General features: G+C 43.6%; 21 protein-coding genes. 4 read left to right on the forward strand and 17 right to left on the reverse strand.

What is annotated here, in order from left to right; translation table 11 throughout:
* Position 1: 1 nt before the first annotated feature.
* From queA to GVN16_RS23415, 10 genes are all read right to left on the reverse strand, one after another.
* On the reverse strand, positions 2–1,054 hold the full coding sequence (gene queA, locus GVN16_RS23370; RefSeq protein WP_166566384.1) for a tRNA preQ1(34) S-adenosylmethionine ribosyltransferase-isomerase QueA: 1,053 nt from the start codon (positions 1,052–1,054) through the stop codon (positions 2–4).
* Positions 1,055–1,205: 151 nt separating this feature from the next.
* Positions 1,206–2,006 (reverse strand): PhzF family phenazine biosynthesis protein, encoded by an 801-nt coding sequence (locus GVN16_RS23375; protein ID WP_205748966.1) that lies wholly within the window; start codon positions 2,004–2,006, stop codon positions 1,206–1,208.
* A gap of 4 nt (positions 2,007–2,010) precedes the next feature.
* Positions 2,011–2,736, reverse strand: a complete 726-nt coding sequence (gene gldF, locus GVN16_RS23380) for a gliding motility-associated ABC transporter permease subunit GldF (RefSeq protein WP_166566385.1) — start codon at positions 2,734–2,736, stop codon at positions 2,011–2,013.
* A gap of 1 nt (position 2,737) precedes the next feature.
* Positions 2,738–3,253 (reverse strand): DUF4199 domain-containing protein, encoded by a 516-nt coding sequence (locus GVN16_RS23385; RefSeq protein ID WP_166566386.1) that lies wholly within the window; start codon positions 3,251–3,253, stop codon positions 2,738–2,740.
* An 18-nt stretch (positions 3,254–3,271) separates the two neighbouring features.
* The gene (locus tag GVN16_RS23390; protein ID WP_166566387.1) at positions 3,272–3,790 is read right to left on the reverse strand and encodes a DUF4199 domain-containing protein; all 519 of its coding nucleotides are present in this window, start codon (positions 3,788–3,790) and stop codon (positions 3,272–3,274) included.
* Positions 3,787–5,058: a dihydroorotase family protein gene (locus GVN16_RS23395; RefSeq protein WP_166566388.1), complete on the reverse strand. Its 1,272-nt coding sequence runs from the start codon at positions 5,056–5,058 to the stop codon at positions 3,787–3,789. The genes GVN16_RS23390 and GVN16_RS23395 overlap by 4 nt, the downstream gene beginning before the upstream one ends.
* A 47-nt stretch (positions 5,059–5,105) precedes the next feature.
* Positions 5,106–5,489 (reverse strand): glycine cleavage system protein GcvH, encoded by a 384-nt coding sequence (gcvH, locus tag GVN16_RS23400; protein ID WP_166566389.1) that lies wholly within the window; start codon positions 5,487–5,489, stop codon positions 5,106–5,108.
* Between the two features lie 80 nt (positions 5,490–5,569).
* Positions 5,570–12,871: a cell surface protein SprA gene (sprA, locus tag GVN16_RS23405; protein WP_166566390.1), complete on the reverse strand. Its 7,302-nt coding sequence runs from the start codon at positions 12,869–12,871 to the stop codon at positions 5,570–5,572.
* A gap of 99 nt (positions 12,872–12,970) precedes the next feature.
* Positions 12,971–13,564: a Holliday junction branch migration protein RuvA gene (ruvA, locus tag GVN16_RS23410; protein WP_166566391.1), complete on the reverse strand. Its 594-nt coding sequence runs from the start codon at positions 13,562–13,564 to the stop codon at positions 12,971–12,973.
* A 56-nt stretch (positions 13,565–13,620) separates the two neighbouring features.
* The gene (locus GVN16_RS23415; protein WP_166566392.1) at positions 13,621–14,328 is read right to left on the reverse strand and encodes a thioredoxin domain-containing protein; all 708 of its coding nucleotides are present in this window, start codon (positions 14,326–14,328) and stop codon (positions 13,621–13,623) included.
* 339 nt (positions 14,329–14,667) lie between these two features.
* Between GVN16_RS23415 and eno the strand changes: the two genes are divergently transcribed.
* From eno to GVN16_RS23435, 4 genes are all read left to right on the forward strand, one after another.
* Positions 14,668–15,945: a phosphopyruvate hydratase gene (gene eno, locus GVN16_RS23420; RefSeq protein WP_166566393.1), complete on the forward strand. Its 1,278-nt coding sequence runs from the start codon at positions 14,668–14,670 to the stop codon at positions 15,943–15,945.
* A gap of 106 nt (positions 15,946–16,051) precedes the next feature.
* Positions 16,052–16,375, forward strand: coding sequence for a septum formation initiator family protein (locus tag GVN16_RS23425; RefSeq protein WP_166566394.1), 324 nt, complete (start codon positions 16,052–16,054; stop codon positions 16,373–16,375).
* Positions 16,376–16,403: 28 nt separating this feature from the next.
* Positions 16,404–16,913, forward strand: a complete 510-nt coding sequence (locus GVN16_RS23430) for a low molecular weight protein-tyrosine-phosphatase (RefSeq protein WP_166566395.1) — start codon at positions 16,404–16,406, stop codon at positions 16,911–16,913.
* Positions 16,910–17,437: a hypothetical protein gene (locus GVN16_RS23435; RefSeq protein ID WP_166566396.1), complete on the forward strand. Its 528-nt coding sequence runs from the start codon at positions 16,910–16,912 to the stop codon at positions 17,435–17,437. Before GVN16_RS23430 ends, GVN16_RS23435 begins: the two co-directional genes overlap by 4 nt.
* A gap of 88 nt (positions 17,438–17,525) precedes the next feature.
* Here the strand turns inward: GVN16_RS23435 and GVN16_RS23440 are convergent, their stop codons facing one another.
* From GVN16_RS23440 to GVN16_RS23470, 7 genes are all read right to left on the reverse strand, one after another.
* Complete coding sequence (locus GVN16_RS23440; protein WP_166566397.1) at positions 17,526–17,960, reverse strand: MarR family winged helix-turn-helix transcriptional regulator; 435 nt, start codon at positions 17,958–17,960, stop codon at positions 17,526–17,528.
* Between the two features lie 154 nt (positions 17,961–18,114).
* Positions 18,115–18,492, reverse strand: coding sequence for a hypothetical protein (locus tag GVN16_RS23445; protein ID WP_166566398.1), 378 nt, complete (start codon positions 18,490–18,492; stop codon positions 18,115–18,117).
* A 129-nt stretch (positions 18,493–18,621) separates the two neighbouring features.
* On the reverse strand, positions 18,622–19,068 hold the full coding sequence (locus GVN16_RS23450; protein ID WP_166566399.1) for a DUF6169 family protein: 447 nt from the start codon (positions 19,066–19,068) through the stop codon (positions 18,622–18,624).
* Positions 19,049–19,198: a hypothetical protein gene (locus tag GVN16_RS23455; RefSeq protein ID WP_166566400.1), complete on the reverse strand. Its 150-nt coding sequence runs from the start codon at positions 19,196–19,198 to the stop codon at positions 19,049–19,051. Before GVN16_RS23455 ends, GVN16_RS23450 begins: the two co-directional genes overlap by 20 nt.
* A 228-nt stretch (positions 19,199–19,426) precedes the next feature.
* Entirely contained in the window at positions 19,427–20,842 is a 1,416-nt protein-coding gene (locus GVN16_RS23460) for an APC family permease (RefSeq protein ID WP_166566401.1), read from the reverse strand.
* A gap of 123 nt (positions 20,843–20,965) precedes the next feature.
* Positions 20,966–22,168 (reverse strand): SAM-dependent methyltransferase, encoded by a 1,203-nt coding sequence (locus tag GVN16_RS23465; protein ID WP_166566402.1) that lies wholly within the window; start codon positions 22,166–22,168, stop codon positions 20,966–20,968.
* A gap of 117 nt (positions 22,169–22,285) precedes the next feature.
* Positions 22,286–23,902 (reverse strand): M1 family metallopeptidase, encoded by a 1,617-nt coding sequence (locus GVN16_RS23470; protein WP_166566403.1) that lies wholly within the window; start codon positions 23,900–23,902, stop codon positions 22,286–22,288.
* Positions 23,903–23,954 lie beyond the last annotated feature (52 nt).

Consider the following 23,954-nt stretch of genomic DNA (forward strand, 5'->3'; position numbering starts at 1 on the left):
GTCAGATAATCAACATCACGTCTCCGTAAGTAAAGAATTTGTATTTTTCTTTAATGGCTACCTGGTAGGCTTCAATAATGGCATCATAACCACCAAAAGCACAGGTTGTCATCAGAAGAATAGATTCCGGTAAATGGAAGTTCGTAAGCAATGAATTGGCAATTTTGAAATCGTACGGAGGGAAGATAAACTTATCCGTCCATGCGTTATCAATCGGCTTGATCCTGTTGTTTGCTGTTACCGACGATTCCATGGCCCTGAGGCTGGTGGTACCGATGGCACATACTTTTTTGTTGGCATCCAGGGCTTTATTAACCGAAAGGCAGGTTTCTTCTTTGATGAAGAAATTTTCCGAATCTGTTTTATGCTTGGTAAGGTCTTCCACGTCTACTTGTCTGAAAGTTCCGATACCGATGTGCAAAGTCACCGGGCTGAATTCCACCCCTTTGATTTCCATTCTGCGGACCACGTTTTTAGTAAAGTGGATACCGGCAGTCGGAGCTGCAACCGCTCCTTCGATTTCTGCAAAAATAGTCTGGAAACGCTCACGGTCAAGCTCAGTGGCTTCACGCTGAATAATGTCCTTAGGAATTGGTGTTTCTCCCAATTCGTGAATAGCCTGCATCATTTCGTCATGATTCCCGTCAAACAGGAAACGAATGGTACGGCCTCTTGAAGTAGTATTGTCAATGACTTCTGCTACGAGGTCACTGTCTCCGAAATACAGTTTGTTGCCCACACGGATTTTCCTTGCCGGGTCAACCAATACGTCCCAAAGCCTCATTTCGCGGTTAAGTTCACGCAATAGGAAGACTTCTATTTTAGCACCGGTTTTTTCTTTAGAACCATACAACCGGGCAGGAAATACTTTTGTGTTATTGGATACCAAAACGTCACCATCATCGAAATAATCGATAATATCTTTAAACATTTTGTGCTCTATTTTCCCTGTTTTTTTGTGAAGAACCATCATTCTGGCACCATCTCTTTCCTCAATAGGGTGCATAGCAATCAGGCTATGAGGAAGATCAAATTTAAAAGCAGATAATTTCATTGTAGAGAGATTCCCTTGCCATTCTTTTAAATAATAAACGGTAGGTTTACAAGGGGAAACGGACCATTTAGCAAATACAAGTATCCTGTTTTCAGGATATTAGGTTGCAAAGGTACAAAATCGCGAGGGGGGGTGTCAAGGTTTTTGCGATTTATATTTTTTCAAGATAAATGGAACCTTCCATAAACAGCTTCCCGTGGCCGCCCATGAGTACCCTGCCGCCTTTGTTTTCACAGGTCAGTAGCCCTGAGCGTTTGGATATCTGACGAGCCGTCAAATGCGGTTTACCAAGCCTGGCAGCCCAGTAAGGCACTAATTTGGTATGTGCAGAGCCTGTAACTGGGTCTTCGTCAATGCCGGAACCGGGAGCAAAAAACCTCGAAACAAAATCAGTTCCGGGCTGGGAACCGGGTGCAGAAACGATGATTCCCCTGGCTGGTACTTTTTTAAGTTCTCCGAAATCCGGCTCAAGATCCCTGATTTCTTCTTCTTTTTCAAAAATCAGCATGTAATCGTCGTTGGCTTTCCAGGTTTCGACGGGGCTGAATTTAAATGCCCGGGCTATTTCTGCCGGTAATGTTGCGGGTACCGTTTCCTGTTTCGGGAAGTCCAGGAAAATCATCCCGTCTTTTCTGAACACGGTTAATATCCCGCTTTTTGATTCAAAAAAGATTGTATCGGAAGTATAATTGAGCCGTTCAAAGATCACCAGCGAAGTGGCCAGTGTGGCATGTCCGCAAAGGGCGACTTCCACAGCCGGCGTAAACCAGCGGATGTGAAATCCGTTTTCTGAAGGTACAAAAAAAGCAGTTTCAGAAAGATTGTTTTCTGCCGCAATTTCCTGCATCAGTTCATCAGGAAGCCAGGTCTGCAAAGGGATAACGGCCGCAGGATTACCTCCGAACAAACGGTCTGTAAAAGCATCTACCTGGAAAATATCTAATCTGATCATGGCCTTAGTTTTTCTTCTTGTCTAATACCAGGATAGTGCCCATGATAAAGAGGACGACAAAACTCAGCAGGAAAATTAGATTCCGGGAATCAATCACCCCGCGACCTAATGAAGAGTAATGAAAACTCAGGCTGAAATAGTCGGTATAATATTGAGCAGATCCCCTGAACAACTGAGCCAGCTGATGCAATCCATCATAGAAAAAGTAAGACAGGGTAGCAGCCACGATAAACGCCACTACCTGGTTGGAAGTAAGCGAAGAGGTGAATAGTCCGATGGCCGAATAAGCTGAAGCTAACAGGACCAGTCCGAAATAAGAACCCGCCACTGAGGCCGAGTCGATATTACCCACCGGGTTGCCCAGCTGATAAATAGAGAAATAATAAATTAAAGTAGGTATAAGAGCCAGCAAAAGGATGGACAGCGAAGCCAGGAATTTACCGGTGACGATGTCTGAAGTAGACAAAGGTTTTGTAAAAAGAAGCTCGATGGTACCGGTCCGGAACTCTTCCGAAAGCATCCTCATGGTGATGGCCGGAGAGATCAGGATCAGGATGTAAGGGCACAATTCAAAAAAAGAGGCCATATCGGCATAGCCGTAATCCAGGACGTTGGAATCGGGATATATCCATACTACGAGACCGGTTAACAGCAAAAAAACGCCGATTACGATATACGCTATCAGGGAATTGAGAAAAGCGGAAAATTCTTTTTTGAGAATAATTAACATGTTATGAGAATACCGGTTTGTCCTTTTTTAATACGGCAGAAACGATCAGAGCTATGATAAAACCAATCAGAACAGCCATTATGATACCAACGAGAAACGAAAGCCCTGAATTGCTCCAGTTCTCCACTCTTTGAACGGCTTCTGCGATCTGTTCTTCCGGCATGCCTATTTTTTCGTATTGTTCTTCAGTCATTTCCAGGGTTCTTTTCATGATACCCGGATCAATAAACTTTTTGTAAACAGAATCATAAATCAGTGAAACCACCGAACTGGTAGCTACGGCCAGTGTGCCCAGTCCAAGGCCTTCACCGTAGGTCATAAACCCTCCGTTGAGTTTTTTGTACTCAGACATGGACAGGTATTGCATTAAAACAGTGACTACGATGCTGAAAATAAAGATAAGCCAGTAATTGGTCCACAAATCAGTGGTATAAAAAATGGTAGTAGAAGCAATAGAAATGATGGCGAAAATAAGTCCAAATTTCAAAGCAATACGGGCTGATGAAGGTTTTTCCATTGGTTTTCAGGTTTGGGTTTATGATATAGCGTCTCCTTGTTTTCTCATGATCATGCTCAGCAAGCTGATGAAAATGATGGCCAGCTGTTTGAACATCAGTTCATCTAAAAAGAGCTGATAAGGCTTGGCATTGTCGAATGACAATAATTGTCTTCTGAAAGACTCGTCGTTCAGAATTTTGCCAAAAGTATCTTTTTGTCTGATCAGAAGCATTTTGCCTTCGACGATCCAGGTGGTAAAAGGCTTGATGTCAATGAATTCGACAAACAAATATATTAAAATTCCAGAAATAAATGCTCCGATAATGTTGGTAAGAAAACCGATGGAAAAGCCTTCATAAAAGTGAAGGAATCCCCCCATTTGTTTTTTGTAATACCAGATGGCAAAAAAGATGAAGATCACATTGATACCCAGGTCAGGCCTTCTGAGGCTGAGCGGGTTGTCAAACGCAAAATACATAGCCAGGAAGAACAGGAAACAGGAAACTCCGGCCAGGGTTCCAAAAATAATTGAATTTTTCAGTATCAGTTTTCTCATGATTCGGATAACCGGCCCTGGTTATACACAGCCAGCACTTTGCCTTTCAGTGGTTTGTCAATAAAAGGACTATTTTTACTTAAAGATACGATATTTTCTGCCGTCAGAACAAACTCTGCAGCGGGATCAAAAACGGTAAGGTTGGCAACACTGCCTTTTTCAATGACAGGGTTACTTAATCTTAGCAGTTTCCTGGGCTGAGCAGTGATTTTTCCGATGGTGGCGGTAATGTCCTGACCTCCGTAAGTGTTGAGGGTGGCAAAGGCCGTTTGAAGTCCTGTGATTCCGAATTCGGCAAGATCAAATTCCAGGTTTTTCACCTCTTCGTCCAAAGGATTGTGGTCAGAAACCACCGCATCTATGGTGCCGTCTGCCAGTCCTTTTTTCAAGGCAGCAATGTCTTCCTTAGACCTGAACGGAGGGTTGACTTTAAGGTGAGTATCGAAGTTTTTCAGGTCGTCGTCAATGAATGCCAGCTGATGGGCTGCGATGTCACAGCTTACCGGTAGTCCTTTTTTCTTGGCTTCACGGATCAGTCTGACCGACTGGGCCGTTGAAATCGTCGCGAAGTGCAGCACGGGCTTGTCAGACTGTATGCCTGAATATTCAAGTAACTTAAGGTCCCTCATGATCATGATCTCTTCAGCTGCTGAAGGAATGCCCTTTGTGCCCATCAGCGTGCTGGCAAGACCCTCGTGCATCTGCCCGAAAATACTCAGGGTGGGCTCTTCGGGCTTGTTGATCAGCAAAGCTCCGAGAGGATATAAATACTGAAGTGATTTAAGTAAAATGTCGGCATTCCAGATGGGTTTAACCCCGTCCGAAAAAGCGGCTGCCCCTGAATGGAACAGGTCGATCATTTCCGTAAAATCTTTACCTTCGCAGTTTTTGGTCACTGCCGCGATATTATAAATGCGGACAAGTCCGGATTGCGAAAAATTCCTGAAATATGACAGTGATTCTTTGGTCTGAACAGTAGGGTGGGTGTTAGGCAAACCCACAATTTCGGTAAATCCTCCTTTCATGGCCGCCTGGCTCATCGACTCCAGGTTTTCCATGAGTTCGTGGCCCGGATCTTTTAAATGTACCCTCATGTCAAGCCATCCGGCTGAGACGTGGAGGTTGTCGCCGCTGATAACTTTATCGGCTTTTGATTTGATCTGGCCTGTTTCTATGATTTTTCCATCCTCAATCAACAAATCTGTAATGGTGTCATGTAAGGATGATTCCGGGGATATTATTCTGGCTTGTTGTATTAAAACTTTCATGTATTTTTCAAAAAAAAAGCCCTCTTTTGGGCTTTTCTATAATTGAATTAATGTCCGATAACAGATTTATAAGCATCTACATCTAATAACTTCTCAATGTCTCCGGGGTTCTGGACCTCTATTTTGACCAGCCATCCGTCTCCGTAAGGATCGGTGTTGACCGTTTCAGGAGCGTCGGCAAGCAAAGGATTTACTTCAATGATTTTGCCGGTTACAGGGATAAACAAGTCAGAAACGGTTTTAACTGCCTCTATAGTTCCGAAGATATCGTTTTCAGCCAGTTCCTGTCCCAAGGTTTCGATTTCAACAAATACGATGTCTCCAAGCTCGCCTTGTGCAAAATCAGTAATACCAATGGTGGCTATATTGCCTTCTTCCAGTTTAATCCACTCATGTTCTTGCGTGTACCTCAATGCTGCCGGGAAATTCATCGTGTTGCTATTTTAAAGTTTGTTAATTAAATCGGACGCAATTTAATGCAAATCCTTTAAATCTCAAAAGGCTCCTTTCCTTAATCCGATAAATTAAATCTGGCATTGATACCTCCGATGGTCGAGCTCGTTTGATTTGAAATGGTGGTAAACGGCGTGTTGTTCAACCATTCTATGTAAAAACTCATGCTCAGCCTCCTGTTGACCTGGTACTGAACCTGCGGCCTCAGCTGGAAATAGTAGTTACCACGGATCGGGGTAGCGTCTCCATCCAGTTTTCTTTGTATTTCTTTCAGGTCTTTTACCGTAAAATCAAGACGGAAATTCAGGTCGTTTTTCAGAATGATAAAATTGCCGTCGCGTCCACGCATCGGTAGTTTTACATTGTTCTTCCTGAAACCTACGCCAAAGACGATGTCATAACTCATGAGCTCAGCCACCTGTGCGTTCGAAAGGTTCAGAATCGCTTTTCTTTCCCTGTTATAATCTATCCTTCCTGTGAAGTTCCTCTTGGTCGTAAACTGGACACCGATGACGGGCAAAAATTTCTCTTCCATAGAGATCGTACTCATGATAAACACCGGCACCAGGCCGCCGCCCATGCTTTCATCGATCTTATTCCCCAGGCTATACCCTCTCCTGGAAAGGTTAATGGTTTCCGCATCATACAGAAGTGAGGAGGTAAAGTTACCTACACTATAACTCGATGAATAACTGTGACTCAAGGTAATCGAGTTGAAGAACCTGTTAAAGAGGGGATATTTTTCAAGCCCCGCATAATCGATTCTCCAGTTTGGAAGCGGGAAGCCCAGGAACGGGTTGAAAGTCTTGGAATCCTTGTTTTTCTTTTGTGCCTTGGCATACAGTTTATCTACTGTAGTACCACTGTAGGCTGCAAAAAACGCCGGAATCAACACATCCTGAGAGTTTTTATCATATCCTTTTTCTATGCCTTCAATCGCATTGAGTTTTTCAATGACCTTGTCTCGGTTAGCCACCATGTTGTCAAATATCTCATACTTATAAGAAGACAGGGAGTCATTCTGTATTTTTTTGAATGCAGTCTTGAACGACCAGAAAGACATACTAAAGCTGCCGTTCCTCAGTGGATTCATAGAAGTAAAGCTGCCTCCTGTTTTGTCAGGTCTGTACAATTCCTGGTAACTGTCTGCCCTCATCAGGTTACCCCTGATCTGCATCCTGAATCCTTTGAACGGCTCCAGTGAGGTGCTGTAATCGAATTTCGTTCCCCGGGTTTGGGTAAAAGGATTGTTCTGGATTATACTTTCTGACAACCATCCGTTGGCCGCTGCTGTTTTATGAATGTCCCTGTTCTGGTTTCCGAGTACAAAAGGCAAGCCCGGAGCCACCTGCGTACTTCTGAAATCCAGACCGAAATACTGAGGAGAGAGCAAAAAGCCCGGTAGCAAAGTGGTTTCTACCCTGCTCCAGTTGAAGTTAATGCCCCTGACAGTCATCAGCACCCTGGTAAATGACTTGGCAATATTGTTCTGACTCACCACCACCTCTTCGTCGTCGCCCGGAGCCCTGGTAAACCTGGCTTTCGGAGCATTCGGTGAGTTGGCAAATTTCAGGTATTTGACTTTGTTGTACAGTTTAACCAGGTCAATCCTGCCCTGTACACCAAGTTCGCGTCCGTTTTCAAGGAGATTACCGAACAGGACCCCGTTTTCATCCTGGAGATTGAAAGATCCAGCCGTAAATCCGTAATTGTTATTGTACCTGGCATCAGCCTGCATCCAGTCCAGGATAAATATTTTATCCAGAGGCAAACGGTAAGTAGCCTGCATTTTCTGAACGTAATTTTTGGCCCTGCCGAGTGTTTTGAACCCTTCTCCGAACGATACCGGATCTTGTCCGAAATCATCAATGATAGAGTTCATTTGAGCGTTGTAAGAGAATATTACAGACTTGGTCAGGTTCCACTGAAGGTCATAATACCTGTTGGTCAGGTAATATTTGATGATATTCGGACTGATGCCCTGGGTATTGAGGTCTGAATTTCTGAACTGCGTTTTGGTGAAACTCCTGTTATAATCCGTTCTGAACTGTATCATGTTCGGAACCGGGGAAAGATTGAAGTCTTTAAGCCAGTAGAAAAGGGGCCTGTCAAGTGATTTACTTTTCTTAAACGGCTCCCACATAAAACCCTTAGGCTGGAACAGGTAGCTCATAGCCGCCCGGTTCTGTGTGCTGATGTATTGGTCAATCAGGATATTACTTCTCTCAATACGGTTCTGGGCATAAGTAAACGACAGGTTTTCCAGGTCGTAAAAATGACTTTTACCGCCCGTGTTGGTTTTGACTTTTCTTACATTGGAGAAGTTAAAGCCCCTGGTGATGGACTGATCAACGACCATTTTGCGGTATCTGTCTCTTTCTGCGTCACTTGAGAGGTTATTTAAAGCCGCTTCCAGCACGATGTCAGGATTCAGCGGGTCAAAATGCGGCTTGATAATCTGCTTGTCGAAATTACCGAAGAAAGGTATGCTCAGCCCCCAGTTCTGAGGAAGAAGCTTATCCACTTCCACGTTGGTGGCAAATCCGTAACCGAACGATTCGTCTCTTGATCTCAGTGAAATCCTGTCCTGTACCGCACCGAAACCATAAGTCTTGAAGTTTCCGTTCAGCATGATCGTGGCAAAATCTGCCAGTTTGATGTCTGCCGACAAAATACCCGCTTCACCACTCTGGTCATCAAAATCATTGGCTCTCAGTTCGTTCATCCAGACGGTAAAAGACTTTCCTATGTTTTTATTGGTTGTATCCGCATTTTTGACACCGAGCATGATCGTTTGTACGGAGCTCAGATCAGGATTACCGACTACTGTAATTTTATAAGTTCTCGTGATCTCTCTTTGCTGATCCGTTCCGCTGACAAAACCTCTGACAGCCACCGTTTTTGAATAAGGAACACTGATTTGTGTCGAATTGCGGTTTCTTTCCAGTTTTACATTTCTGAGTTCATCCAGCGGAATATCTATTTCATTTTCTTCAGGCCAGATTTCACTCTGATCCCTGGAGCCGTTCTGAGTCACTTTCAGCTTGGGAATCTCAATCTGGTAGTAGTTGTTCTGGGTATCTGTTCCTAATCTTATAAATGCTCCGGCAATGTCATTTTCGTTGTTTTCGTTTTGAGTGTGGATAAACATTTGCAGCCTTTTGTACATGTTCATATCGAGACGTGTATTTTTAAACACAGCCCTTGAATCACCACCACGCAGGTCGCCTACGCCCAGGCTCAGTGATTGCTCATTGAATTGAATGATGGCCTGCTGTGTATAATCCCTGTCTCTGATAAATCCGGGAGGTACGACATAACCGGTAGTTCCGGCTTTCAGTTTACAGTCAGCGTCATCACCGCAGCCGTTTTCTTCAATATTAACAGTAGCCAGTTTGAATTTGGCATCATAAGCTTCAGGCTTAAGCGAGTCTCCGGGAGTGGTTGAGCTCAGGTCATTTTTATAAACCCTGTATTGATTGGATACGAGTTGCATTGTGGCAAATCTCAGCACGACGGGCTGTTTCCACTCACTCATCACAAGACGAACAAACCTCACCGATTTAAAGCTGATGGTATCTCCTTTGTTTTTAAGCGGAATACGGTGGAGGTACCAGGTGGCATTGCCGTTGGTTACTTTATCTACCACATAGCCGCGACCTACTTCAAACAAACCGCCCGTACCCGACGGATCGGCTTTAAGGTCCACATCATACTGGTGAAACTGCTCAATATCATTGATGGTATTGTCCTGATTGATGTCTTCTTTATCCGCCGTGGCCGTAGAACCCTGGCTTCCAAGGTCATTTTCAGAAATAGGAGGGGAGTTGTTTTCCATCCCCAGGTAGTTCTTAAACCTTACCGTAAGACTGTTACTGGCATCAAATTTGGGGTCAAGGAAGAAATTGAAATCATCGTCCGAAGGGTCATTCTCGATTCTTGAATAGGCTTCGGCACTCACTTTTGTCCTGATCTGAGTCAGGAAATCCTTGATATGATTAAATCCTTTTTCCTCAAAATTAGAGAGTCCGTCCAGACCTACGTCCTGTTGCTTTCTGATGTCAAGGCTGGCATCAAAGGCATCTGTCATAAACTGTATCTTGGGAGCATATCCCCAGGCGGTACTGTCCGGTTTGGAGTTGAGCGTAGAGGTCTTTTTGACTCCGTTCTCAAAGTTAAAGCGGTTGTCCGGAATCACGTCCTCTGATACATCGCCCAGCTGAATACTCAGTTTTCCCCCGGTTATATTTCTTTTGTTTCCATCCGGTGTGCCGTCACGAACGACGTCTGCAAACGGATCGAGCAGCCAGAATTCCAGGTATTCTATATTTGAATTGTCAAAGTCAGCATCAAAAGTAAGCCCACGCATCACCGCCCCGAAGTTCTCTTCCGGTTTCTTTAAATTACCGCTGGCATCCAGGTCCGGGTTATAGTTATACATCCCGCGTTCTGACGGAAAATAAGAAATATCAAGAATAGAGGTCGGCAACTGCTGCCCGAAGGTCTGAAGAGACCTGCCCGGGAAGATGTCCTGGATCTGAAACGATCGTTCATATAGGTTGCTATTGGCGTTAGCTGTCAGTTCAGGCGGCACAATACCACTGGCTCCCAGGGCTCCGTCGCCCAGGTAAACGGTCGGGTCAACCGTGTAGGCAGAAATCTTGGCTCTTTTATAATTGTAAGCCCATGGTTTACCTGCCACCGGGGTATTGAACTTAGGAGGTGTAGAACCCAGTCTCCACCTGGTAGGCTGGCGGGTAAGATCATTGATGTTTCTGGCTCCTTCAAAATCATCGATCATCGCGTTCTTACTGACCTTTTTGTTATTGACACCAGGCAAAAGCTGGGCAAATTCCGCATTCAGGATAATGCTGGAAGGCTCTTTGGTCTGGATCAGAGGCAACTTGTCCAGTAGTCTGGTCAGTGTCTGTGATTCGTTTTTATAATTCAGGTCCAGTCCCCAGAGGGTGTTCTGAACCGGTTCATTGCCGATGGCCACACGGGTAAGGAAGCCCGGGGTATTTTCGCGGAGATTCATGAATGTACCCCCGATTCTCAGGTGTTCGCTGAAGGTATAGTCCATTCTCAAACCAAAAAGCCTTCTGATCTGTGACTGGAACATATCCGGTTTTTCATAGTCAATCCTGATCTGGCGACCCGAGTTCAGGATACTCTGATTGGTTATTTTTACCCTTCCCAGCTGGCTGTCAACGATATAGTCTGTTCCCGGCTGAAGCTGAACACCACCTGCATAAACCCGTACTGACTGTCCGGATGCTCCCAGAGGCAAGGGGATTTCCGAACTGCCGGATAACACACTACCCGAAAGGAAAAACTTGTTTTTGGTATTCACCTGCTGTGCATCAGTCATGGTAGACGAGTACAATTCATCAAAGACGTACTTTCTTGCAAGGGCGGTTTCAGAAGGGGTAAACAGGCTTTTCAGGGTTGAACCAAATGGCTCCAGGTAAGGGAAAATGATCTTTCCGGCCTTCTCGTTGATGGTTACCCCCTGAACATAGTCAAAGTTGCCGTCTTTCTGGGCATCGTTATTATAGTTCAGACGGTCCAGCCCGAATGCTTCGATCAGCGGCTTGTTGACAAAATTCACACCTTCCTGAAGGTATGGGTTGTCAATACCGGTATTATCATCTTTATACAAAATTCTCAGTTGAAAACCTTCTCTGCTGATCTGTCCCTGGGCCAGTGAGTAGATGTTTTTCATCATCAGGTCCCACATCGGGTGGGTCAGACGGTTGCGGATGGTTGATGATTTCAAAAGCTTCAGCATGATGACCTCATTTTCAGGTCTTGCTGCATAGTCCTCTGTCATCTCACCGACTTTATATGAACGGCCGTTGAAGGTATATTCATAGGAAACGGCCAACACCTCATCATTACGGAGAGGTGTCAATAAGGAAATGTATCCTAATTCCTGGTGAAACTCAAACTCTCTGTCAGACAGCCTTTTAGCTCCTCTCAGGATCTCATAGTCCTGCTGTTCAATGTTTTCGGCAGTCAATACGTTTTTGGTATTATCAATAGAACGGAAACCTACGTTATCGGCCAGTTTCTTGTATAGTGCATTGACGGTATTGTAGGCGGGGTCATCGGCTTTGCCACCCAGGCTCGTATTCCTGGGTTTGGGTTCACCAAGGTCTGATAAACCGGCCAGGTTCCTCATTGAGGTCACGTTGTTGGTCCGGTTGGTTACATAAACTTCCAGACGGGTGATCCTCACCTGAGAGGTAACCATCGGAAGGGTTTTCAGGGCTTTTTCATATTTATCCCTGAAGAAATGGGACAGGAAAAAGTGCCTGTTTTCATCATAATTATCAACCCTGATCTCAAACGGACGGCTTTGGTTGCCCCCGTTGATGACGATGGATTCGGTTCTGGACCTTTGCTGGGCAAAAACCGTCGTAACATCAAGTTTACCGAATCTCAACCCGGTTTTTAAGCCGAAAAGGTTCTGAACACCAGGGATCAGCTGGCTTCTTACAGGCATACTGATGTTTCCGAGTTCTACTTTCTGAAGAATATCTTCAGGCTCGTTTTTGAAATTGAGCTTAAACTGATTTTCAAAATTAAAGGCAGATTTGGTGTCAAAATTACCCAAAATCCCCATTTTTTCTTTGAGCTGGCTTACTTTATCCAGCAGTCCGCGGTTTTCACGCGTGGGGTCTTCCACGCTGTTTCCGTCAGCATTCTGATCACTGGCGGCCCCGTTAAACATGTTATTGAAATTGATCGCAATCTGCTGGTCGAAATCAAACACCGGCTGCCTTCGCAGGGCCAGGGCCGTGGTGGGGTTATTGTTAAACATAGTCCCTGCTTTCAGGTCTATGCTGACAAATCCGTTGGGTTTGAATTCAGGGATTTTACCTCCGAAAAGCCGGTCAATGATCGGGTTTTTCTCCAGGAGAGGACTGAGCCCCCGCCCCGAAACCTTGCTGTTTCCGTCCTGCAACCTCTCGTAATCACGGATAATACTCTGGCGGATAGCCGCATTCTGAATACTGGAATAATCATTGAAACTTAGCGACTGCGGAGTCTTGAAATCATATTCAGAATTCAGTTTTTCGTTAACAGAGATGTTCTCGGTTTTCGGATTGTAAATGACCCAGGTCTTTAAGCTGTCGGGATATAAGTTAAAAAAAGGCGTTTTAGGATAAGTAACATTAAATCTGCTTAGATAATTGTCTTTCCAGTTGAGCTTAGGTAAATGCGTGTTTTTTGTACTTATAGAGTCCTTCGGAACAGTTGTCTGGGCAATTGACATCTCTGAATCCAGCAAGCCGGCCCAGATGAAGACAATTTTTGAAATGTAAAATGTTTTTTGAGTAATAAGTTTTTGCATAAAAAGTACCAATCGGATTCTGGAATTGGATCGCATTGGATAAAACGTCTAAAATCCCGCCAATATTCTAAATGATTTCATAATTTTATCTGTCCTTTATTATCTGAGCGACAGCTTGATTAATTCTTCGAGGGTGACATCCCCGCCGGTGCGTTTAAGAATCGTATCGACACTTTTCTCTGCAGTTGCCTTCTGGATTCCCAGCGTAACAAGAGCCGCCAGGGCTTCGGATCTCAGGGTCAGATTTTTCGATCCGAAAACCGTAGGATTGACCCCGTCGAGAATGATCTCTTTCTTTAATTTATCTTTCAGCTCAATGATTGCCCGCTGAGCGGTTTTGGCCCCGATCCCCTTGATGTTCTGTATCGTCCTGAGGTCTTCTGAAACGATCGCCTGCTTGATTTCCAGCGAACTGAGTGAAGAGAGCATGACAATAGCGATGCTCGGCCCGATACCTGAAACGCTGATGAGGTGCTCAAACAGGTCTTTTTCATCCATGGTCGAAAACCCGAACAAGGTATGTGAATCTTCCCGGACGATCAGTATCGTAAAGAGTTTACAGGCTTCATCTGTATTCTTGAGAGAAGCATAGGTCTGCAGGGAGATTTTTACAAAATATCCTACTCCGGAAACGTCAATTATTACGTGTGTGGGTTCTTTATGTGACAATCTGCCATTTAAAAAAGCAATCATACCTGACTTTTTTGGTTTGTGTTTAATTCAAAATTAGAACTGATAAAGATATAATCTTATTTTTCTATGATTGTTTTCAGGTCTTTCTCAGAAATTGCCCCCGTGGTTCTCCAGACCTGTCTTCCATATTTATAGATGATCAGGGTGGGATTCTCCTCAATTTCAAATTTCTGCACCATCAGTTCATTATGATCGGTGTCAATTCTGAGCAGTTTTACATTCTTGTTTTCCGCCTTGATCTTTTCATAAAGAGGAGTGATCTTTTTACACGGCACACAGGATTCTGTATAAAAATCAATCAGGACGATGTTGTTGGTCTGGACCACCATGTTGAAATTCTCCTCCGTAAAAACCGCAAAAGGCTTCACCTGCGGAGAGCCGGATACATATGGTTTGGAAGAATAGGTCCATTTGGCAAAACCGCCTCCTAACTCATAAATCTGCCTGTAACCCAGGTCTCTCAAAAACTGCGAGGCGTTTTTGCTGCGGATACCGGTGAAACAATAAAGGTATACGGGCTGATTTTTGTTGATATTCTTAAGAGCGGTTTTTTCAAAGTTATCGTCCAGGAAATCATAATTGACAGCTCTTTTGATATGTCCGGCTTCAAATTCTGAAGAAGGGCGGAGGTCTATCAACTGGATATTGGCAGATGATTTCAGGGCCTCTGCAAATGCATTGGGATCCAGAACAACAGAATTTTGAGCGTTCACCCCGGACAAATTCAGTGTCAGCAAACAAAAAAGCAGAATTCTAAAAGTCATATTTTTTCGGGTTACCAGGGATTTTCTACTTCCCGCAGTAAAATTACCAATAAAATTTGAAATTATGTTCCAATTACGGTCGGAGTATACTGATAATATATAAGATAGAACAGGCAACCTGCATGATACGCCGTTTCGGATAATTATCCTTCTGTGATCCGTGCCGTGATTTAATTGATCAAAATTTAATAAAATCACAAATAGTTTCTGAGAGTAAGTTTAAAATTATTACTTAACTTTGCAGGCGATTTGCAGAATATTCTATGTATTCTGTTTTATTTTGGCAAATTTTTTAACTAAGCCTATAAAAAAATTATTATCAAATTTAACTTTTAAGTGATGAGTCAAATTGTTAAAGTACATGCCCGTCAGATTCTGGATTCAAGAGGCAACCCGACTGTAGAAGTAGATGTTCTAACCGAAAATGGTTTTTTAGGTCGTGCGGCCGTACCTTCAGGAGCTTCAACCGGCGTTCATGAAGCCGTTGAATTGCGTGATGATGATGACAAAGTATACGTAGGTAAAGGCGTTTTGAAAGCCGTTAAAAATGTAAACGAGTTAATCGCTGAAGAACTTCTTGGAACCAATGTTTTCGAACAAAATCTGATTGATCAGGTAATGATCGATCTTGACGGTACATCCAATAAAGGTAAATTGGGAGCTAACGCCATCTTAGGTGTTTCTCTTGCCGTAGCTAAAGCTGCTGCTCAGGAAGCCGGTCTTCCGTTGTTCCGTTACCTGGGCGGTGTTAACGCCAATACCCTTCCTGTTCCGATGATGAACATCCTTAACGGTGGTTCTCACGCAGATAACTCGATCGACTTCCAGGAGTTCATGGTTATGCCTGTTAAGGCTGATACTTTCTCTGAAGCTTTGAGAATGGGTACTGAGGTTTTCCATAACCTTAAAAAAGTATTGAAATCTAAAGGATACTCAACCAACGTAGGTGACGAAGGTGGTTTTGCCCCGAACATCGGTTCAAACGAAGAAGCCATTGAAATCGTACTTACAGCGATCGAAAAAGCAGGTTACAAACCAGGTGAAGACATCTTCATCGCTATGGATGCTGCTTCTTCTGAATTCTATGATGCTAAAACAGGTCTTTATACTTTCAAGAAGTCAAGCGGAAAACAAATGACTTCTCACGAGCTTGCTGCTTACTGGGATAGCTGGGTAGATAAATACCCTATCATCTCTATTGAAGACGGTATGGCTGAAGATGACTGGGCAGGATGGGCTGAATCGACAAGATTGTCAGGTTCTAAAATCCAGCTGGTAGGTGACGATTTGTTCGTAACCAACGTTAAGCGTCTTCAGGAAGGTATCGACAAAGGAATTGCCAACTCAATCCTGGTGAAAGTAAACCAGATCGGTTCTTTGACTGAGACGATTGATGCCGTAAACCTTGCTCACAGAAACAAATACAAGAGTGTGATGTCTCACCGTTCAGGTGAAACCGAAGATTCAACTATTGCTGACCTTGCAGTAGCTTTGAACACAGGTCAGATCAAAACCGGATCTGCTTCACGTTCTGACAGGATGGCTAAATACAATCAATTGATCAGAATTGAAGAGGAATTAGGAGCTTCGGCTTACTTCCCTGGCCCGAAATTCTGATTTTTCTGAATTGAAATACACGGAAAGCGTTGGTAAATTTAATTTTGCCAACGCTTTTTTGTTCAAACCCCTTTTTTTACTTTTACTCATCAATTTCCTGGTAATCATGAAAAAAGTGCTCCCTTCTTATTTCAAGCGTAATCAATTCTATTTTTATACGGCCCTTGGTTTTTTGGTGTGGCTGACTTTTTTTGACAGAAGTAACCTCATTTCGCAGTTTAACCTGTGGATGGATCTCAATAAACTCGAAGAGCAAAAAGGATATTACGAAGAGCAGCTGAGGCTGGTGAAGATAGAAGAGAAGGAGATCATGGGCAACGCCAAGTCACTGGAGAAGTTTGCCAGGGAAAAATACCTCATGAAAAAAGAAGGGGAGACCGTCTTTGTATTGGTGGATAAAGACGGTAACCTGATCGAAGAAAAAGAATAATTGATCTGCATTAATAAAACTACAGTGTATGGTAAAGGTATTGTTCGTTTGTCTCGGCAACATTTGCCGTTCTCCGGCAGGAGAAGCTACTTTTAATGAAATCGTCAAAGAAAGAGGGCTTCAGGAATATCTTCAGGCCGATTCTGCCGGCATAATGGGCTGGCACGTAGGTAAAAAGCCTGATCCCAGGACCATCAAAAATGCTGAAAAACACGGCATTACCATTACGCACCTCGGTAAGAAACTCGCTAAAGCCGACCTTGATGATTTCGATCATATCGTGGTGATGGACGAGAAGAATTTCGAGGATGTCCACAAATTTTACTACGACACCAAAGGCGTGCCGCCTCCGGCCGACAAGCTGTTTCTTATCCGTGACTTCGACCCGACCGTAAGGGGCGTGCATGAGGTCATTGATCCTTATTATGAGGGCGAAGAAGTGTTTGAGGAAGTATTCCAGATTCTCTGGAGAAGCAACGAGGCCCTTATCAACTTCCTGGTTGAAAAACACCATATCGTTTTGCCTGAAGAGGAATGAGTCTGCTGCAGCATTTCAGAGGTGATCTTTCAAAGGTAGCTGTCAATCGGATTTCGGCGTTAATCGGAGATGATGAAGACCTGGTGAAAGAGCTCATGGACATCATCAACGGACGGGAAATTCTTATGGTAAAGTACGCTTTATGGGTGATGCGGACCATCTGTGATAAAAAGCCGTACCTTTTCCAATCCTATTTTAAAGACCTTTTTGATCTTATTCATAAGTTTCCCAGCGAAGATGGTGTTTTAAGGAATGTCATTGGTGCCTGGCAGGTGCTGGACATCCCGGAAGAACTCGAAGGCGAAGTGTATGAATTATGCCTGAATTTCCTGACGGACCAGTCGCCGATAGCCGCCAAGGCTTTTTCGATGGAAGTATGTTTTAAGGTAGCTGCCAGGTATCCCGAACTGAAAAATGAGCTGAAAACAACCATTGAAGGGCTGAATCTGAAATATGGTGAAAGCTCACCCGGCATTGCTTCAAGGGCAAAGAAAACATTGAGGAAAATAAAGGAATTAAGGTAAAATATTCTTGTTCCGTCTTTAGTATAAGTGTTGATAATCAGTTTCGTATGAAGAAATGGATTTTTTCATATCTGCCAGGATCTGTATGCTATCCTTCTACATTCGCATAAATCGCGTCCATGATCCTGACCAGGTCTTCGTAGTCTTTGTCGCTTAAATCGCCCCAGGATTTTTTCCTGATTTCGGCAATGACTCCGAAGGCTTTGGTGTGGAGGATTTCACCTTCCGGGGTCAGGAATAACCTGAATTTCCTTCTGTCGTTTTCGCCCATCTGGCGTTTGACAAAACCTTTGGTGACCAACAGGTCCAGAATCCTGGTGATAGTTGGGGCGTCTTTGGCGATGGCATTGGCCAGGTCATTCTGACTGATGCCAGCATTAGGTTTGATATGGTCAATCACCACCCATTGGTCTACTGTAAGGTCAAGACCAGCTTCAATGAGGCCTTTTTGCATAAAACTGCGGATGCGTTTTATGGTGGTGTCTATCTTGAAAAAATACGCCCGTTGATCGGAGTGAGTCATTAATTAATTGTAAGGTTTTTACAAATATAGTTAATAAATGTTTATCAACACACTTCCGGATTATGCCGTTGGTTTCAGGGGAGGGGCATGATAAACGGGATTTGAGAATAGAGGAAACAAAAAAGGGAAGCCTGTAAAGGCCTCCCCGGTCATTTTAGTAATTACGTCTGTGGTCATCACGATCGTAGTCGCGGTCAGAGTCATTATATCTTCTGTTGTCATGGCGTCTGTCATCATATCTTCTGTAATGACGGCCGCGGTTATGTCTGTAATAATCCCTTCTGTAGTTGTCCCTGTATCTGTAGTTATAATAACGGTCCCTGATCACAGGACGGTGTCTGTACACAAAAGGTGAATGAAGTCCAAGTATCAAAGGCGGCGAAAATACCCTTACATGTGGTCTCACGACATAAGCATGGCGTCGGTTGCGACGATAGCGGTGACGCTGAGCATCAGCATCATAACCCGAAAACAATAATACTGCAAAAAACAGGATTAAGGCAGAACTGAATTTGATTTGATTCTTCTTCATGATTAGTGTCATTTTTTCTTATTAGATGAGAAAAAAAAGAAAAGGTTGCATCCGAAGAAAATGAAATTGCGGGCTGTAACATTTTATTAACAATTTGGAAAGCCGGATAATAGCGGAATTTATCTGTATTCAAATTTCTATCAAACCTTCAAATTCATTACCGTTAGGATCTCCGGCTAAGTAAAATACGCCTAAAATGTATTCAATTCCATTGTAAAAAGATGTTTTTTCGCGATGAATAAAGGAATCTTTATTTTTACTTTTTTCATAACTGAATTTAAAAGCTTTAGACCTTTGCCGTTGTCTCATATCTCTATGTTCAATCACATAATAAACGGCACAATTGTTTTCCTGAATAAATTTTTCAAGAATGCTGCAGACAGTCTTCATCACTCTGGAATCAAAGGCGGGTTGCCCTGGTCGTGATTCTAAAAACACCATAAATGTATTCTCTCCATCTTTGGTGAAAGTAACGATGTACTCAACACCGGAGTCAGATTTAAATTGAAGTTCAAGTTGGCGATCAGTATCAGAAGTTACAAAAACGTGGTACTCTTTAGATATATCGTTTGACATCCCCGGCATTAAAAGTTATTTCTCCAGACTTATATTTTCTGGAAAATTCCTTTTTGTCATCCAACACTTTTTTTAATTTCTCCGGCAGGAGAGAATTTTTATCAGTTGTCTTTTCTTTTAAATTCTGCATTTTTTTATTATTAATTGTTATGGTTATTGAATTGAAACGTATTAAACGTTAGTAATCAGGATAAAAGTCAGTAATTAAACAGGTAAATTTAACGAAAAGTGTCAATTACTTTCAAAAAAAGATAAACAAAATGAAAAGATATTGAAATGGTTTCATTCCTAAATGAGAAAAAACAAGGAGACATGAAAAAGCCCTCCGGTTGGGAGGGCTTCTTAAAATGTTTTTTGATCAGGCTTCTTTCGGCTTGGTCAGGTAATAAACCGGGATACCGGCCAGCATAATGACCACCCCCCATCCGCAGGTACTGGTTCTGTCGATCAGCAGGGCTACGCAAATGGAAGTTGCCACGATGATGTACAGAGCCGGGATGACCGGGTATCCGAACGCTTTGTAAGGACGCTCAGCATCGGGCATTTTTTTACGCAGGATAAAGATGCCGTAGATCGTCAGGATATAGAAAATGATCACGATGATCATCACAAAATCAAGGAGGTCGCCGTATTTTCCGGTCAGACACAGGGCGGAGGCCCAGATGCACTGAAACCACAATCCCCAACCCGGCACAGAGGCCTTGTTAAGTGTAGCGGCTTTTTTAAGGAACAGGCCGTCCTGGGCCATGGTGTAATAAACCCTGGCTCCGGCCATGATCAGGCCGTTGTTACAGCCGAAAGTAGACACCATGATCATCAATGCGATGATGATAGTACCTGTATCTCCGAAAATGTATTTGGAGGCTTCCACAGCCACACGGTCAGATTTGGCAAAGGCGATTTCATTCAGAGGCATCACCGCGATGTACATAAGGTTGGCCGTGATGTAGATGATCGTCACAATCAGTGTTCCGAAGAACAAACTCAGGCCCACATTCTTTTTAGGGTTTTTCATTTCTCCGGCGATGAACGTCACACCATTCCACGAATCGCTTGAAAACAAGGAACCTACCATGGAAGCTGCAAGGGCCGAGAACAGCACAGTGCCGCTGATAGGCACCCAGGTGTTGGTTGTTTTGTCAAAACTGAGGGCATCCCAGGCGTTTGACCAGTTGGCGTTCCATATTTCAGCTTTGGCGGTGAATATAAGCCCGAAAACAATCAGACCGAACAGGGAAAGGATTTTGGCAATGGTAAAGGTGGTTTGAATGTACTTGCCGTTTTTGACGCCCCTGCTGTTGATAAAAGTCAGGAAAATAATGGTGACAATAGAGACAAGCTGGGCTGCGTTGAGTTTGAAAGAGCCTATTTCGTATAAAATGTTCTGATCACTGAGAGGTTCATAAAGATAAGCGGCAAATTTGGAAAAGGCCACACCGACCGCGGCGATGGTCCCGGTCTGTATGACGGCAAAAAAGCTCCACCCGTATAAAAAAGCGATGAGTTTGTTGTACGCCTCTTTAAGATAAACGTACTGTCCGCCGGCTTTGGGAAACATCGCACTGAGTTCACCATAACTGACAGCGGCAACGAGCGTGATAAGGCCTCCGAGTACCCAGGTGAAGACTAACCAGCCTGCAGAGCCGACATTACGGGTGATATCGGCACTGACGATAAAAATACCAGAACCTATCATTGAACCGACGACGAGCATGGTGCCATCAAGAAGGCCCAGCTCCCGTTTCAATTCAGGTTCGCTCTCTGTTTGTTTCATTTTAGTTTAATTAATGTAGGGTTAAATATAAAATCTCTTACAATATAAGGGCAAATTTTTCAAAAATGATTTTTCTTTGAAATTATGGTTCAGATTCTGCTCAGAAAGTACGGAAAAATTATACTAAATCTTCAATAAGGTTTCCAGATGATGCTCTTTGATACCGAAATTGTTTTTCAGGATTTGTACTTCTTTCAGCTTTTCTTCGTCGGTTTTTTTATGATCCGCTTTTCTGACGGCTGAGATCATCAGGTTTTTGGGCGTGTGTTCTGTGGATATAAACTCAAAAATCTTGGTTTTGTATCCGTAAGCTTCCAGGATCAGGGCCCGGATGGTATCGGTGATGATCTCCGATTGTCTTTCTTCAATGATCCCGAATTTACCCAGGGTTTTCAGTTCTGCGGAGGGTTTATACTGTTTCCTGATTTGTTTGTGACAGCAAGGTGACACAAGGATGATCTCCGCGTGGTTGGTGATTCCCCTGAAAATAGCTTCGTCGGTGGCGGTGTCACAGGCATGCAGGGCAATCAGGATATTGAAATCAGGAAGTACCGCAGTTTCAATGGTACCTTTTTCGAAAGTCAGGTTGTTGAATCCGACGGATTGAGCCATTTTGTTGCAGAGCATGACCATGTCTTCCCGGAATTCTACCCCGAGTACTTTCGACTCGTCTTCAAAAGTTTTGGTCAGGTAATCATACATCGCAAAGGTCAGGTAACCTTTTCCTGAACCCATGTCAACCACGCTGGCTTGTGAAGTAACAGCTGATTCTTTGAGGGCCTGGCTGAAAAATTCGATGTATTTATTGATCTGCCTGAATTTATCCTGTTTATCATTCCTGATTTTACCTTCTTCGGTCATGATTCCCAGGATCTTCAGATAGGCATTGTTCGTGTCGCCGATGAGCCTGGTTTTGGCTTTGTTATGGTCCAGGTTAAGGATCCGCTCCTCTGAAATCTCCTTTTTGGTGAGTTTGGAGTGCCCTTTTTTATTGGACAGGAAATGATAGGAAGCGTCCAGGGTGAACAGATCAGCCTGTAAAAATACTTTTCCGATCAGGTCATTTAGTATAACGACGGATTCTTCCAACGTATGATTTTTGGTGATGTCTTTGGTAGGGTAGCGGTACAGGAAAGAAAGCCTCAGCCCGTCTTTCAGCTGGATGGGTTTGATAAAAACTGTTTTAAATTCATTATTTTTAGAAATAACAGAACTTAAAGTAAGTTTAGAAAATTTAGTATTTTCAAAATATTCTGAAAATATAGTAATTATATTTTGTTTATTATCCGGCATGTCTTTGCTCATTTCGGCTGTAAAATTAGGCATTAAGTCAGGTGATCGCAAAAGCATGTTGTTTTATGTGGTCATGCTTCAGTCGTTTGTGGGGGATGAGATATGAAAAATGCCCCCGGGGAGGCATTTTTCTGTTGTTTATGACGCTTTTCAGTTGATATAAAAATTCCTGTCGGCTTTCAGGGTTTTGCCGGAAACCGTCTTCCATTTCTCAGTCGGATAAACAAACGTTGCAGGTTTATCATCCACACTGACTTTTACAGGCATGGCAAAACCGTCGACCACGTTGGTCCACCGGTAGGAAATTTTGTTGCCTTTGACTTCGGTTTCCAGTTTCGGAATACGGGTATCCCTCAGGTACTGGTCAAAAACTTTGGAGAAATCTATACCTGATTTTTTAGAAATGTAAGTTTCGATCTGTCCGGTCGTCACCGTCTGGTGGTAGAAGTCTTTATTAAGCCCTCTCAGTATCTGTCTGAATTTCTCATCATCGTTGATCACCTGCCGGATGGTGTGGATCATGTTGCCTCCTTTATAATACATATCGCCCGAGCCGCTTTTATTGACGTTGTAAGTACCGATAATTTTGGATTTATTGGTAATAAGGGGTCTGGTGCCGATTACGTAATCTTCGCCGGCGGTTTTGCCGTAGTAGTATTCCGTAAACAGGGTTTCAGAATAGTTGGTAAAACTCTCATGGATCCACATGTCTGCCTGGTCTTTGTAAGTAATGTTGTTGGCAAACCACTCATGTCCGGACTCATGCACAATGATAAAGTCCCATTTCAGGCCCCAGCCGGTATTAGACAAGTCACGGCCCAGGTAGCCGTTTTTGTAGCCGTTACCATAAGTGACCGAGCTCTGGTGTTCCATGCCCAGGTAAGGCACTTCTACCAGCTTAAAACCGTCTTCATAAAACGGATACGGCCCGAACCAGTGTTCAAAAGCCTTCATCATCCTTGTGGCGTCCTTAAACTGGACTTTGGCTTTTTCGAGGTTGTAAGGCAGCACAAAATAATCCATGCTTAATTTGCCTTTTTCTCCCTCATATTCTTCAGAAAAATGGACATAATTGCCCACATTCATATTCACACCGTAATTGTTGATGGGGTTGCTCACAAACCATTCCGTGGTCCGGCTGCCGTCGGCATTGAGGGTCATTTTCTTTAATCTGCCGTTAGAAATATCCCAGAGACTGTCAGGTACGGTGACTTTGATCCTCATGCTGTCCGGTTCGTCATACATGTGGTCTTTGCATGGCCACCAGACGCTTGAGCCCAGTCCCTGGCAGGATGTGGCTACAAAAGCTTTGCCGTCTTTGTCTTTTGACCAGGATAGCCCACCGTCCCAGGGGGCTCTTTTGGCCACTTTGGGCTGCCCTTCGTAAGTAATTTTTACAGATTCGGTGTTCCCTGACGCTTGTTTTTTGGTCAGTGAGATGAAATAGGCATTGTTACCCACTTTCTTAAAATCCAGTTTCTGTCCATCCTGGGTAACGGACGTGATTTTAAGGGGAGGCTGAAGGTCGATCTGCAGCGTTTGTGCCGGTTGCAGTACTTTATAGACCACTGAAGTTTGTCCGCCTATGAATTTTTCTGCAGGATTGACCCTGATATCCAGCTCATAAAATTTAAGGTCCCACCAGGCTCTTTCGGGCGTGATACTGCCTCTGAGGGTATCGTCAAGGGTAAAATGCTGGTGTGGAGGTTGAACCTGAGCGAAAGAAATACCTGAAATCAGGCAAAAAAACAGGGCGATTCTCTTCATTGTTGATTACTTAAGTGTTTAAGTTGTCAAATTACGAAAATCGCCCTGAAAT

It is taken from the genome of Emticicia sp. CRIBPO (assembly GCF_009905725.1).
Taxonomy (GTDB): Bacteria; Bacteroidota; Bacteroidia; order Cytophagales; family Spirosomataceae; genus Leadbetterella.